Below are 11,986 nucleotides of genomic sequence, written 5' to 3'. Positions count from 1 at the left end.
CGGCCGGCCGGGCGGCGGTCCTTCACAGGTGCGGGGTCAGGTGGCTGATCTCGCGGTCCCATCGGCGGTAGCGGAAGCGGTCGAGGCCCGCGCGCAGAAGCCGGTGGAGGGTCAGCGCGAGCGCCCCCGCGAGGATCGGGACGGTGACGAGGACGATCGTCGCTCTGAGGCCGGTGGTCGAGCGGCTCTGCGGCGGATGGGTCGTCCGGCCGGACCGGTCCACCCAGACGCGCACGGTCTCCCCGGTCCGGTGCCTGAGCCCGAGGAGGGCGCCGGCGCTGCGCCGGCCGCCGCCGGGGTCGGTCCAGGAGACCACGGCGGTCCGGGGCGGCGCCGGGCCCGGGCCGTCCGGGTCGCCCATGGGCCGCACCACGGTCGCCGTCACCTGCCGGCGGGTCGCCTTCTGGTGCTGTTCGGCGCGCACGCCCGCGTCGTAGACGGCGTGCGCGGCGAAACCGGCCCCCACGGGTCCGGCGATGACGAACAGCATGAAGAGCACGACCCCGGCGGCCAGCTGGACGCGGTCCTCGGCCCGCCACAGCCCGCTGCGGCAGAAGCCGAGGACGCGACGCCTCCGGTTGAGCCGTCCCAGCAGCGCCTCGAAGCGTCCCATGCCCGGGTTCCCCAGCCTGTGCCCGCTCACGGCGCCCGCCGCTAAGAACCCTCGATCTTCGCGGCGTACTCGGGGTGATGCAGGTCGAACGCGGGACGCGTCGACCGGATGCGCGGGATGCGGTGGAAGTTGTGCCGCGGCGGCGGGCACGAGGTCGCCCATTCCAGTGAGCCGCCGCATCCCCACGGGTCGTCGACGCCCACGAGAGGCGCCTGCTTCGCCGTGCGCCAGATGTTCCAGAGGAACGGCAGGGTCGAGATCCCGAGCAGGAGCGCGCCGAATGAGGAGACCTGGTTGAGGAACGTGAACTCCTCCGGGTAGTCGGAGTACCGCCGCGGCATTCCCTGCACGCCCAGCAGATGCTGCACCAGGAAGGTGGTGTGGAAGCCGATGAAAAGGGTCCAGAAGTGCACCTTGCCCCAGCCTTCGTGCAGCTTCTTCCCGGTCATCTTCGGCCACCAGAAGTAGAAGCCCGCGAACATCGCGAACACCACCGTGCCGAACAGCGTGTAGTGGAAGTGGGCGACGAGGAAGTAGGTGTCGCTCACCGAGAAGTCGATCGGCGGGGAGGCGAGCATGACTCCGGTCAGCCCGCCGAACAGGAACGTCACCAGGAACCCGACGCAGAACAGCATCGGCGCCTCGAAGGTCAGCTGGCCGCGCCACATGGTTCCGACCCAGTTGAAGAACTTGATCCCGGTCGGGACGGCGATCAGGAACGTCAGGAACGAGAAGAACGGCAGGAGCACCTGGCCGGTGGTGAACATGTGGTGCGCCCACACCGACATCGACAGTCCCGCGATCACCATCGTGGCCCCGACCATGCCGATGTACCCGAACACCGGCTTGCGCGAGAACACCGGGATCACCTCGGAGACGATCCCGAAGAACGGAATCGCGATCACGTACACCTCGGGATGGCCGAAGAACCAGAACAGGTGCTGGAAGAGCAGGTCGCCGCCGTGCGCGGGGTCGAAGATGTGCGCGCCCAGCTTCCGGTCGGCCTCCAGCGCGATCAGCACGGCCGCCAGCGGCGGGAAGATCGCGAGGATCATGAAGCTGGTGAACAGGATGTTCCACGTGAAGATCGGCATCCGGAACATCGTCATGCCCGGGGCCCGCATGCACAGGATCGTGGTGATGAAGTTGACCCCGGCGAGGATCGTCCCGACGCCGCCCAGCGTCAGCCCGATGATGCCCATGTCGGCGCCGATCCCGGGGCTGTACGTCGAGTCCGACAGCGGCGGGTACATGTACCAGCCGAAGCTCGCCGCGCCGCCGGGCGTCAGGAACGAGCCGGCGGCGATGAGCCCGCCGAAGAGGAACAGCCAGTAGCCGAGCATGTTCAGCCGGGGGAACGCCACATCGGGCGCGCCGATCTGCAGCGGCACCAGCACGTTCGCGAACCCGACCAGCATCGGCGTCGCGAACAGCAGCAGCATGATCAGCCCGTGCATGGTGAACAGCTGGTTGAACTGCTCGTTGGACGTCAGCTGCAGCCCCGGCCTGGCCAGCTCGCCCCTGATGACCAGCGCCATCAGCCCGCCGATCAGGAAGAACCCGAACGCGGTGACCATGTACATGTAGCCGATCACCTTGTGGTCGGTCGAGGTGATCCACGAGACGATCGCCGACCCCTGCCGCGCGCTGCGGGTCCGGACGACCTCGCCGCGGCCGGCGGTGACGGGCGCGGCGTGTTCATTCTCCAGAGTCAATGGCCATCTCCGCTTTTCCTGGTCTCTGCGCCGTCTCCGGGGTCGGGAGCACCGGCCTGATCCGGCTCTCCCCGCTCCATCCCTGCTCCATGGGGGACGCGCGCGTTCCCGGGACGGCGGACCCGCCCCCGGAGCACCCGTCCCGGATGGCCTGCCGGAGCACCTCGAAGGGTGGAGCACCGCGATTCGCGAAGACATGGGCGAAGGTCCCGAACCCGAGGGCCCTGTAGCCCTTGACAATCGCGGCCCGAGACGTCCAGGCGATCAGCGCGGCCCTGCGGTGATGCCGGTGCCCTGCGGAAGGCCCGGCGGCCGGGCCGGTGCCGCCATCAGCGGAGGCGCGGGCGGCCGGTCAGCCGCGGCCGCGGCCGCCGTGACCGCGGCGGTGGCCGTCGTCCTTGCGGGAGCTCGCGGTCGGGCCGTCGGGTCCGCAGGTCACCGTGACCTCGTACTCGGCGTCGTCGGACTCGAACTTCAGGGACGCCTCCCGCGCCGGGCCCCGCCTGGCGTCCTCCGCCTCGAAGCCCTGCCGCGGGCTCCACGCGACGAGCCGGGCCCGGCCCGCGGCGCACCTCGCGGTGACGCTGCCGCCTTCGGTGCGGAGGACCTTCGTGACCTCGTCGCCCGGAGACGCGGGCGCAGCGGTTCCGGTGGGCGGCTTGGAAGAGGCGGTCGCGGGAACGGCCGGGCTGCTCAGCCCCTGCCTGACGCTGTCCCGGTCGAGCGTCTGGGCCCGCGAACCGGTGATGCCGTCCTCGAGCACACCGATCGCGGCGATGCCGACGGTGGTCGCCGCCACCAGCGCCACCAGCCAGCCGGCGATGCCGAGCAGGACCCGTCGCCTCATGGCCCCATCATCGCCCGCCCATTCCTAAGGCCAGGTTAAGACGGCGGTAACGTCCGTTCGGGGCAGTTCACGGCACATTCCGCGGGTTACCGTGCATACGTGGCACAGGTGCTGCTGGTCGAGGACGACGCCAAGATCCGGACCACGCTCGTCCGGGCGCTCGGAGAGCTGGGCCACGCCGTGGCTTCGGCGAACACCGCGATGAGCGGGCTCAAGCAGGCCGTCGAAGAGCGGCCCGACGTGGTGGTGCTCGACCTCGGCCTTCCCGATCTCGACGGCGGCGAGGTGCTGCGCATGCTCCGCGCGGTCAGCCGGGTGCCGGTGATCGTGGCGACCGCGCGCGACGACGAGCGGGAGATCGTGCGGGTGCTCGACGCGGGCGCCGACGACTACGTGGTCAAACCGTTCGGTGCGGCGCAGCTGGACGCCCGCATCCGCGCGGTGTTCCGGCGCGCCCGGCAGGAGGAGGCCGGCGACCCCGCCCTCGTGGTCGGCGGGCTCCGGGTGGAGCCGCGCACCCGCGTGGCGTCGCTCGACGGCGTCCCGCTCGATCTGAGCCCGAAGGAGTTCGACCTGCTGCACTATCTCGCGCAGCGCCCCGGCGAGGTGATCAGCAAGCGGGAGCTGCTCACCGAGGTGTGGCGGACGGTGTACGGCAGCGCGGACAAGACCGTCGACGTGCATCTGTCCTGGCTGCGCCGCAAGCTGGGCGAGACCGCGCAGGACCCGCGGTACGTGCGCACGGTGCGCGGCGTCGGCGTCAAGCTCGTCGATCCGGCCCCATGAGCCGCAGGCTGACGCTGCTGGTGGCGGCCACGACGTCGCTGGTCCTGCTCGCGTTCCTCGTGCCGCTCGCGCTGCTCGTCCGCACCGTGGCGGCCGACCGGGCGACGAGCTCCGCGACGATCGCGGCCGAGTCGGTGGCCGCGCTGGTGACCACGCTCGACCGGCCCGCGCTCGCGAACGCCCTCGACCAGGCCGGCGCGGGCACCGGGGAGTGGCCGGTCACCGTGTTCCTCCCCGGCGGGACCGTCCTCGGCCGCCCGGCGCCCCGGTCGCCCGCCGTCGACCTGGCCGCCCGCGGCGGCAGCCTCACGGCGCAGGCGCCGGGCGGGCGGGAGATCCTCGTGGCCGTCCAGGGCCTGCCGGACGGCACCGCGGTCGTCCGCACGTTCGTGCCGGACGCCGCGCTGACCCGGGGGGTGATGCGGGCCTGGCTGATCCTCGCGGCGCTGGGGGTCGTCCTGCTGGGGCTGAGCCTGGCGGTCGCCTGGCGGATGGCGAGATCGCTCGTCCAGCCGACGCACGACCTCGCCGTCGTGTCGCACCGGCTCGCCGCCGGGGACCTCGACGCGCGGGCACGGCCGGCGGGCCCCGCCGAGTTGCGCGAGGTGTCGGCCGCGCTCAACCACCTGGCCGGACGGATCCGGGAGCTGCTCGCGCAGGAGCGGGAGGCGGCCGCCGACCTGTCGCACCGGCTGCGCACCCCGCTCACCGCGCTGCGCCTGGACGTCGAGACGCTGCGGGACCCCGGCGAGGCCGCGCGGGTCGGCGCCTCGGTCGACGCGCTGGAGCGGGCCGTGACCCAGATCATCGAGGACGCCCGCCGCCCGGCGCCCGCGGCGGCCGCGGCGGCCGGCTGCGACGCGACCGAGGTCGTCGCCGAGCGGGTGCGGTTCTGGACGGTCCTGGCCGACGACCAGGACCGGCGCCTCACCGCCCGGCTTCCGCCGGGGCCCCTGCATGTGGCGCTGGGCCGCGACGACCTGGCTGCGGCCGTCGACGCGCTGATCGAGAACGTCTTCGCCCACACCCCCGAGGGGACGGCCTTCACGATCCGCCTGGACGCCGTGCCCGCGGGCGGTGCGCGGCTCACCGTCGCCGACGAGGGACCCGGTTTCGACTCGCCCCGGTCGCTGGAGCGCGGGGCCAGCGGGTCCGGGTCGAGCGGCCTCGGCCTCGACATCGTCCGCCGCGCCGCCGAGGACTCGGGCGGGACGATGTCGGTCGGCCGCTCCCCGGAGGGCGGCGCGGTGGTGGAACTCGACCTCGGCAATCCTTAGCGCGACCTTAGGGACGCGGTAGCGCGGCCCTATCCGCGTTCGGGCGAACCTCTCGGTGGCACGGACTCCTGAAGCGGGGGCCCGGAGAAGGAGGTCGCAAGATGCGGAGGACCACACTGATCGCCGGGGTCGCGGGCGCCGCGATCGTGCTCGGCGGCGGAGTCGCCCTGGCCAACGGGGGCGGGAGCACACCGCCGGGCGGGACCGGCCGCGCGGCTGCGGTGGCGCCGTCGGCGAGCCCGTCGACGCCGGCCGCGCCGAAGGCGCCGGTGACGCCGAGGGCGCCGGGGGCCATCGACTCCGGGGAGGCCGCGCGGATCGCCCTGCGGGTGGTCCCCGGCGGCTGGATCGAGTCGGTCGAACTCGAGACCGAGCACGGCCGCACCGTCTGGGACGTCGACGTGATCGTGAACGGGGTCGAACACGACATCCACATCGACGTCCGGACCGGGACGGTGCTCAGGCACAGGACCGACGACGACAGAGGCCGAGGCCGAGACGACCGTGGCCACGACGACCGTGGCCACGACGACCGTGGCCACGACGACCGAGGCCACGGCCGGGGGCACGACGACCGGGGCCGCCACCACGGCGGTCACCACGACGACTGAAGCCCGGACACGGACGCGCCGCCCACGGCCCCGCCCGTCCGCGAGGCCCGTGGGCGGCGCTCCGCCGCGTCGCCCTGGTCATTCCGGGCGCTCGTCGGCGTCCGCCGGTGGATCGGCCGTGTCCCGTGCCGGCGCGGTGCGGCGGGTCTTCTGCAGGCGTGCGCGGGCTCTGCCGTGCCAGGTCGGCACCTCGTGTTCGTCGTCGAAGCTGCGGGCGACGAGGATGTCGGTGGAGGAGTGCGCGAGGATCGACAGCGCGATGGTGGCGCCGACGAGATGGAAGATGTGGTCGCCGGCCGCGATCCCCGATTCAAGCACCAGCAGGCCGTACACGACCGAGGCGAAGCCCTTGGGCCCGAACCACATCACCGCGGCCTGCTCCCGCATCGTCAGCCGCGACCGCAGGAACGACACCCAGATCGCGACCGGCCGGGCGACCACCAGCGCCAGAACGGCGAAGGCCCAGCCCGCCCAGCCGACGTCCCCGAGGAACTCGGGCGACAGCAGCGCGCCGAACACCAGCAGCGCGGCGAGCTTGAGGAGTTCGGCGACCAGTTCGCCGAACTCCTCGAACGCCTCCCGGTGGCCGCGTCCCATGGTGGCGACGGTGACCCCGGCGGCGAAGGCGGCCAGGAACAGGTTGCCGTGCGTGGCCTGCGCCGTCGCCAGCACCAGCAGGCCGATCGCGACCGCGTTCAGCGGTTCGTACTTGGGGGCGATCGCGAACCAGCGGGTCCGCTCCAACATGATCGCCGCCCACGGGATCGCCACCCCGATGGCCAGCCCGCCGGCCAGTTCACCGGCCAGTTCACCGAGGTGCAGGTCCTCCTCGCCTTGGGCGATGGCCAGGAACACCACCACGAACGGCAGGATGAGCCCGTCGTTGACCCCGGACTCGACGTTGAGCAGGTTCCTCAGCCGCGGCGGCACCTTCTCGTTGCCGACGAGCGCGGCGGCGAACACCGGGTCGGTCGGGGTGAGGACCGCCGCGATGAGCAGCGACTCCACCCAGCCCAGGCCCACCAGGTAGTGCGCGAAGACCGCGGTGATGCCCAGCGTGAGCGGGAGGCCCCAGCCCAGGGCGCGTCCGGGCAGCCGCCAGGCGTTGCGCAGGTCGTGCCAGCCGGCGTGCATGCCGTCGGTGAACAGGACCGCGAACAATGCGAGTTCGGCCAGCCGGGAGACGATCGGGTCTCCGGGCCGGAGGGAGATCAGGTCGGTGACGCCGTCGCCGAGCAGGAAGCCGCCGACCAGGAACAGCGCCGCCGTCGACAGCACGGTTCGGTGCGCCAGGCTCGACACCAGGACCGCGAGCAGCAGCATGGCGGCGAAGGAGAGCAGCAGATCCGTCATGCGAGTCTTTCCAGGGTCGGCGGCAGCACTGCCGACCAGACTTCCCGGCTCACCAGGGCATGACCCTAACGGGTTTCGGAGGCGCTTTCCATGCCGGATCCCGCCGCGGGCGCGGCCGGCCTCGTCGTGGGCGGCCGTGCGCGCGGCGCAACCGGGCTGCGGCGTTCCCGCAGGACAGTGGGCAAGTGCCCAACTTTCGGAGCCAAGACTGGCACACAGTGCATAGCGGAAACGGTCCCGCTCGCGGCAGAATTAGCTTGATGCCGAGATACTTGGCGGTGTCCGCTCGTCCGCGTCCGGGCCGGCGGCGGGCGCCCCCCGGCGACCCGGCGCGATGCCACGTACTGCGCGCTCCCGGCGCTGACGCGGGAGAGATACGAGGTGGTTGTCATGATCGTTGGAGTTCTCAAGGAGGATTCGCCCGGCGAGCGGCGGGTGGCGGTGACACCGGACACCGTCACCAGACTGCAGAAGCTCGGATACGAGGTGATCGTCGAGTCCGGAGCCGGCGCGGGAGCCGGCTTCCCCGATGACCGGTATGAGGACGCGGGCGCCGCGATCGGCGACGCGGCGGCCTCGGACGTGGTCCTGTGCGTCACCCAGCCCTCACCCGCGCGGCTGGACGCCCTGCGGCCGGGCGCCACGCTGATCGGCCTGCTGAACCCCCGGTTCAGGCCGGACCTGGTGGAGGACCTCGCCCGGCGTCCCATCACGGCGCTGTCCCTGGACGCGGTTCCGCGCATCTCCCGGGCGCAGTCGTTCGACGTGCTCTCCTCGATGGCGAACATCGCCGGGTACCGCGCGGTGATCGAGGCCGCGCACGAGTTCGGGCGGTTCTTCACCGGCCAGGTGACCGCGGCGGGCAAGGTCCCGCCGGCGAAGGTGCTGGTCGCGGGGGCCGGCGTCGCCGGGCTCGCGGCGATCGGCGCGGCCGGCAGCCTGGGCGCGGTCGTCCGGGCCACCGACCCGCGCCCGGAGGTCGCCGACCAGGTGCGCTCGCTCGGCGGCGAGTACCTCGCCGTCGCCGAGGCCCAGCCGGACGACGCTCCGAGCACCGGCTACGCCAAGGAGATGTCGGACGACTACAACGTCCGCGCCGCCGCGCTGTACGCCGACCAGTGCCGCGACGTCGACATCGTCATCACCACCGCGCTCATCCCCGGCAAGCCCGCGCCGAAGCTGATCACCGCCGAGATGGTGGCGACGATGCGGCCCGGGTCGGTGATCGTCGACCTGGCCGCGGCCAACGGCGGCAACGTCGAGGGGACGGTCCCCGGCGAGCGGGTGGTCACCGACAACGGCGTGGTCATCCTCGGCTACACCGACCTGGCCGGGCGGCTGCCCGCGCAGGCGTCCCAGATGTACGGCACCAACCTGGCCAACCTGATACAGCTGATGACCCCGCAGCGGGACGGCCGGCTCGTCCTCGACTTCGACGACGTCGTGCAGCGCTCGATGACCGTCGTCCGCGAGGGGGAGCTCACCTGGCCGCCGCCCCCGGTGGCGGTGTCCGCGGCGCCGGCCGCCGTGGGGCCGGCGCGGCCGGAGCCCGCGGCGGAGGACCCGCCGGCCAGGAGGAACCCGGTGCCGCGAAGGGTCGGCGCCGCCGCCGCGGCCGCCGCGGTGTTCGGCCTGATCGCGGTCTCGCCGGCGGCGCTGCAGGTGCACCTGACGGTGTTCGCGCTGGCCATCGTGATCGGCTACTACGTGATCGGGAACGTCCACCACGCGCTGCACACCCCGCTGATGTCGGTGACCAACGCGATCTCCGGGATCATCGTGGTCGGCGCACTGGTGCAGATGGGCACGGGACACGCGGCGATCACCGCGCTCTCGCTCGCGGCGATCCTGCTCGCGAGCATCAACGTCTTCGGCGGATTCGCGGTCACCCGCCGCATGCTCGCCATGTTCATCAGGAGCTAGGCAATGACGGTCGCAACCGCCGCGACCGCGGCGTACATCGTCGCGGCGCTGTTCTTCATCCGCGCGCTGGCCGGGCTCTCCCGGCACGAATCCGCGCGCCTCGGCAACACCTACGGCATGCTCGGGATGGTCGTGGCGCTCGCCGCCACCATCGCCCTCACCATCGACGACGGCATCGACCTCCCCGCGTTCGGGCTGCTCGTGGCCGCGATCGCGGTCGGCGCGCTGATCGGCCTGCAGCGGGCCAGGTCGGTGGAGATGACCGCGATGCCGGAGCTCATCGCACTGCTGCACAGCTTCGTCGGGCTGGCCGCGGTCCTGGTCGGCTGGAGCGGCTACCTGCACGTCGAGCACCGTCCCGAGGGGACGGAGGCCGCCGCGCTCGCCCGCGAGGGCATGCTCGGAATCCACAGCGCCGAGGTCTTCATCGGCGTCCTCATCGGCGGCGTCACCTTCACCGGCTCCGTCGTGGCCTACGGCAAGCTGTCGGGCAGGCTGAAGTCCGCACCGCTGATGCTGCCGGGCAAGAACCTGCTCAACGTCGCGGCGCTCGCCGTGTTCGCCGCGCTCACGGTCGCCTTCGTCGCGGAGCCCCGGATGTGGCAGCTCGCCGCGGTCACCGCGCTGGCGCTCCTGCTCGGCTGGCACCTGGTCGCCTCCATCGGCGGCGGTGACATGCCGGTGGTGGTCTCCATGCTGAACAGCTACTCCGGGTGGGCGGCCGCCGCGTCCGGGTTCCTGCTCGGCAACGACCTCCTGATCATCGTGGGCGCGCTGGTGGGCTCCTCGGGCGCCTACCTGTCGGCCATCATGTGCCGGGCGATGAACCGCTCGTTCCTCTCGGTCATCGCCGGCGGGTTCGGCCTGGAGGCGCCCGCCGCGTCCGGCGCCGACCAGGGCCGACACCGGGAGATCACCGCGGCCGAGGCCGCCGAGGCGCTCACCGCGGCCTCCTCGGTGATCATCGTTCCCGGGTACGGCATGGCCGTCGCCCAGGCGCAGACCCCCGTCGCCGCGCTGACCGCGCGGCTGCGCGACCTCGGCGTCCAGGTCAGGTTCGGCATCCACCCGGTCGCCGGCCGCCTGCCCGGCCACATGAACGTGCTGCTCGCCGAGGCCAAGGTGCCCTACGACCTGGTGCTGGAGATGGACGAGATCAACGACGACTTCGCCGGCACCGACGTCGTCCTGGTGATCGGCGCCAACGACATCGTCAACCCGGCCGCCGAGGAGGACCCCGCGAGCCCGATCGCCGGCATGCCCGTCCTGGAGGTCTGGAACGCCCGGCAGGTCATCGTGTTCAAACGCTCCATGGCCACCGGGTACGCCGGCGTCCAGAACCCGCTCTTCTTCCGCGACAACACCCAGATGCTCTTCGGTGACGCCAAGGACCAGGTCGAAGGCATCCTCCGCAGCCTGGAACGCCTGACCCCGGTACCCGGCTGACCCTGGGAGCACCGACTCAGGATCGTCCCCAGGCTCGGCTGAGGGGTTCGCCGGCATCTCCTGCCACTTCATTGTCCAGCGCAGGCGGGGGCTTGCGGCAAGAGCCGGGTCGGCGGGCAGAATCGCTGCTCGCGCACCGAGAACCGGGGCGCGAAAGGGGGATTGGCATGCGGGTTCTGCTGTCGACGATCGGCTCGCGCGGCGAGGCCCAGCCGGTGATCGCGCTGGCGGTCCGGCTGCGCCGGCTCGGGCACGGCGCGGTGGTGTGCGCGCCGCCGGACTTTCAGACCTGGGCGGAGTCGCTCGGGGTGGCCTATGTGCCGGTGGGGCCATGGCTGCGGGAGACCGCCAGGGCCGGCGCCGGGACGGTGCCGACACCGCGGGAGCGGCAGCGGATGATCGAGGGGACGGTCGCCGACCAGTTCCGGGCCGTCCAGGCGGCGGCGGACGGGTGCGACGCCGTGGTCGGCGGGGGAGCGCTGGCGATCGCGGCCCATTCGGTCGCCGAGGCGGCGGGCGTCCCGTACGTGTACGCGGCGTTCGCGCCGATCACGCTGCCGTCCCCGCATCACGCGCCGCCGGTGTTCGGCATGCTCGGGCAGAGCCGCGCCGACGGGCCGGTCGACGCCGAACGGCTCTGGGCCGAGGACGAGCAGCGCTGGAACGCCCTGTGGCGGGCTCCGCTGAACGACCAGCGCCGGCGGCTCGGCCTCGAACCCGTCGCGGACGTGCGCTCCCACCTGTTCACCGGCCGTCCATGGCTCGCGGCCGACGCGGTCCTCGCGCCCTGGCCCGGCCCGCCCGGCCTGGACGTCCTGCAGACCGGGGCCTGGCTGCTCGACGACACCCGCCCGCTGGACCCCGCACTGGAGGCGTTCCTCGCCGAGGGCGAACCGCCGGTGTACTTCGGGCTCGGCAGCATGCGCGCCCCGGACGGCATCGTCGCGAAGGTGCTCGACGCGGCCCGTGCCATCGGCCGCCGCGTCGTGATCTCGAGCGGCTGGGCGGACCTGGCCGCCGTCGCCGGCGACCCCGGCTGCCTCTCGATCGGCGAAGTCAACCAGCAGGCGCTCTTCCGCCGGGTGGCGGCCGTCGTCCATCACGGGGGCGCGGGGACGACCACCGTCGCCGCCAGGGCCGGGACACCGCAGGTGATCCTGCCGCAGATGTTCGACCAGCACTACCACGCGGAGCGCGTCCGCCGCCTCGGGCTGGGCGCGTCTGTCCCGCCCGCCGGCAGCCTGCGCGACGCCCTCGGCCAAGCGCTGGACGCCGCGCCGACCGCGCGTGCCGTCGCACCGACGATCGACTCCGACGGCACGCTGACCGCGGCCCACCGCCTGCTCGCCCTCACCGGCACGCCCGGACCCGTCGCATAGGCGGCTGCCGGCCCCGGGCGCAGCGGTCCGCCCAGG

The 11,986-nt window shown here is 72.9% G+C and carries 10 protein-coding genes; 6 read left to right on the top strand and 4 right to left on the bottom strand.

The window, feature by feature from the left end:
- Positions 1–22 precede the first annotated feature (22 nt).
- The 3 genes from ABTW95_RS06465 to ABTW95_RS06455 form a co-directional block, all read right to left on the bottom strand.
- On the bottom strand, positions 23–613 hold the full coding sequence (locus tag ABTW95_RS06465; RefSeq protein ID WP_396448808.1) for an Rv1733c family protein: 591 nt from the start codon (positions 611–613) through the stop codon (positions 23–25).
- A 41-nt stretch (positions 614–654) separates the two neighbouring features.
- Complete coding sequence (gene ctaD / locus ABTW95_RS06460; protein ID WP_500225439.1) at positions 655–2,241, bottom strand: aa3-type cytochrome oxidase subunit I; 1,587 nt, start codon at positions 2,239–2,241, stop codon at positions 655–657.
- A gap of 439 nt (positions 2,242–2,680) precedes the next feature.
- On the bottom strand, positions 2,681–3,175 hold the full coding sequence (locus tag ABTW95_RS06455; RefSeq protein ID WP_396448810.1) for a hypothetical protein: 495 nt from the start codon (positions 3,173–3,175) through the stop codon (positions 2,681–2,683).
- 99 nt (positions 3,176–3,274) lie between these two features.
- On the opposite strand from ABTW95_RS06455, the gene ABTW95_RS06450 reads away from it, so the two are divergent.
- From ABTW95_RS06450 to ABTW95_RS06440, 3 genes are all read left to right on the top strand, one after another.
- On the top strand, positions 3,275–3,961 hold the full coding sequence (locus ABTW95_RS06450; RefSeq protein ID WP_396448811.1) for a response regulator transcription factor: 687 nt from the start codon (positions 3,275–3,277) through the stop codon (positions 3,959–3,961).
- On the top strand, positions 3,958–5,238 hold the full coding sequence (locus tag ABTW95_RS06445; RefSeq protein WP_396448812.1) for a sensor histidine kinase: 1,281 nt from the start codon (positions 3,958–3,960) through the stop codon (positions 5,236–5,238). The genes ABTW95_RS06450 and ABTW95_RS06445 overlap by 4 nt, the downstream gene beginning before the upstream one ends.
- A gap of 101 nt (positions 5,239–5,339) precedes the next feature.
- Positions 5,340–5,849, top strand: a complete 510-nt coding sequence (locus ABTW95_RS06440; RefSeq protein ID WP_500225206.1) for a PepSY domain-containing protein — start codon at positions 5,340–5,342, stop codon at positions 5,847–5,849.
- A 78-nt stretch (positions 5,850–5,927) separates the two neighbouring features.
- Here ABTW95_RS06440 and ABTW95_RS06435 read toward each other — a convergent pair whose 3' ends face one another.
- Positions 5,928–7,202: a cation:proton antiporter gene (locus ABTW95_RS06435; protein ID WP_500225205.1), complete on the bottom strand. Its 1,275-nt coding sequence runs from the start codon at positions 7,200–7,202 to the stop codon at positions 5,928–5,930.
- 390 nt (positions 7,203–7,592) lie between these two features.
- Between ABTW95_RS06435 and ABTW95_RS06430 the strand changes: the two genes are divergently transcribed.
- The 3 genes from ABTW95_RS06430 to ABTW95_RS06420 all read left to right on the top strand — a co-directional run bounded on the left by ABTW95_RS06430 (position 7,593) and on the right by ABTW95_RS06420 (position 11,950).
- Positions 7,593–9,125, top strand: coding sequence for a Re/Si-specific NAD(P)(+) transhydrogenase subunit alpha (locus ABTW95_RS06430; protein ID WP_500225202.1), 1,533 nt, complete (start codon positions 7,593–7,595; stop codon positions 9,123–9,125).
- A gap of 3 nt (positions 9,126–9,128) precedes the next feature.
- A complete protein-coding gene (gene pntB / locus ABTW95_RS06425) occupies positions 9,129–10,571 on the top strand; it encodes a Re/Si-specific NAD(P)(+) transhydrogenase subunit beta (protein WP_396448816.1) in 1,443 nt (480 codons plus the stop codon).
- 167 nt (positions 10,572–10,738) lie between these two features.
- Positions 10,739–11,950: a glycosyltransferase gene (locus ABTW95_RS06420; protein WP_500225199.1), complete on the top strand. Its 1,212-nt coding sequence runs from the start codon at positions 10,739–10,741 to the stop codon at positions 11,948–11,950.
- The last annotated feature ends 36 nt before the right edge of the window (positions 11,951–11,986 follow it).

The organism is Spirillospora sp. NPDC127506 (assembly GCF_040302145.1).
In the GTDB taxonomy this organism is placed as follows: Bacteria; Actinomycetota; Actinomycetes; order Streptosporangiales; family Streptosporangiaceae; genus Spirillospora.
The sequence above is the reverse complement of the archived record's forward strand: the minus strand, read 5'-3'. Positions and strand labels throughout refer to the sequence as shown.